This is a genomic window from Sphingomonas astragali, from assembly GCF_051400615.1.
Lineage (GTDB): Bacteria > Pseudomonadota > Alphaproteobacteria > Sphingomonadales > Sphingomonadaceae > Sphingomonas.
This window is the reverse complement of sequence record NZ_JBLFFH010000007.1, coordinates 1-1,637: the sequence shown is the minus strand read 5'-3', so window position 1 is coordinate 1,637 and position 1,637 is coordinate 1. Positions and strand designations below refer to the sequence as shown.

The window sequence follows — 1,637 nt, the reverse complement described above, 5'->3', positions numbered from 1 at the left end:
GACGTCACCGGCGCACCGGTGGCGAACGACGACCAGGCCACCGCAGGGGTCGTGTACCAGAATGTCGTCGAAACGGTTCCGCCGGCCGAGCAGTTCGAGTTCAACACGCCGATCCTCCTGGGATCGGGCTCGGGCAGCGGCAGCTTCACGGTCACGGCGGGAACCACCTCGACCACCACGATCATCGCGGTGCTCGAGCCGGGCCTGACCCTGTTGCCGACCTACACGATCACGGTGCGCGATGCCGGCGGCAATGTCGTCGACACGGTGTCGGGTACCGCGATCGGCGACGTGCTCGGGATCGGGCTCGGCACCGGCCTCAGCCTGACGGTGGAGGACCTGCAGACGGGCACCTACACCTTCGAGGTCGAGGGCCTGAGCCTGGTCGGTGCCTATGATACCACCGTCTATCTCGGACAGGCGATCACCGATCTCGACCAGTATGAGGTGGCGGGCACGACCAACGCGACGGGCGACCTGCTCGACAACGATACGCTCGGCTCCGCATTCATCGAGCTGCAGGTGAACGACGGGACGGGGTTCGTCGATGTCGGTGACGCCGGGCTCACGATAAACGGCACCTATGGTACGCTGACGGTCACCGAGACGGGCGAATATGTCTACACGCCCCGCGCGGACCTGCCCCACTCGGCTTCCGATCTGGTCGACAGCTTCACCTACCAGCTCGTCTCCCCCGACGGGCAGACCGAGACCGGCACCCTCGAGGTCTTGGTCGACGTCTCCGGCGCAGGGACGACGGATGACCCCGATCCGCCGACCGTTGTCATCGCACCTGACGGTGCGTCGGTAACCGGCACGGGCGAAGCAGGGGCGACCGTCACCGTCCGCGGACCGAGCGGCAGCGTGATCGGCACCGGCCTGGTCGGTGGCGACGGCAACTACACCGTCACGCTGTCTCCGGCGCAGACCAATGGCGAGCGCCTGACGGTCACCCAGCGCGACGTCGAAGGCAATGTCTCCGATCCGACGATCGCGTTCGCTCCGGACATCACCGCGCCGGATGCACCGACAGCCGACGTCAATGACGACGGCACGGTCGTGACCGGCACCGGTGAGGCTGGTGCCACGGTCACCGTCACCGATCCCGACGGCGATGTGATCGGCACCGGCATCGTCAATGGTGGCGGCAGCTATACCGTCGCGCTGTCTCCGGCGCAGACCAATGGCGAAAGCCTGACGGTCACGTTAGCGGATGCGGCCGGCAACACGTCCGATCCGGTTACCGCGCTGGCGCCTGACTTCACCGTTCCCGATGCACCCACCGCGACGGTCAATGCCACCGGCACGGTCGTGACCGGTCAAGGCGAAGCGGGAGCGACTATTACCGTGCGCGATCCGGGCGGCACCGTGATCGGCACCGGCACGGTTGCCGGCGACGGCAGCTACTCGGTCCCGCTGACCACGGCGCAAGCCAACGGCGAGAGCCTGACGGTCATCCAGACCGACGCCGCCGGGAACGCCTCCGATCCCACGACCGCACTTGCTCCGGACATTACCGAACCTGCCGCTCCCACGGCGGCGGTGGATCCCGCCGGCATCGTGGTGACCGGCACCGGCGAGCCCGGAGCGACGGTGGAGGTGCGCGATCCTGACGGGAACCTGGTCGGGACCGGCCC

The 1,637-nt window shown here is 67.9% G+C and carries 1 protein-coding gene; it reads left to right on the top strand.

Features of this window, described 5'->3' with window-relative positions; genetic code table 11:
• Positions 1-1,637, top strand: a 1,637-nt coding sequence (locus ACMGER_RS18135) for an Ig-like domain-containing protein (protein ID WP_436813583.1), incomplete at both ends; no start/stop codon positions are given.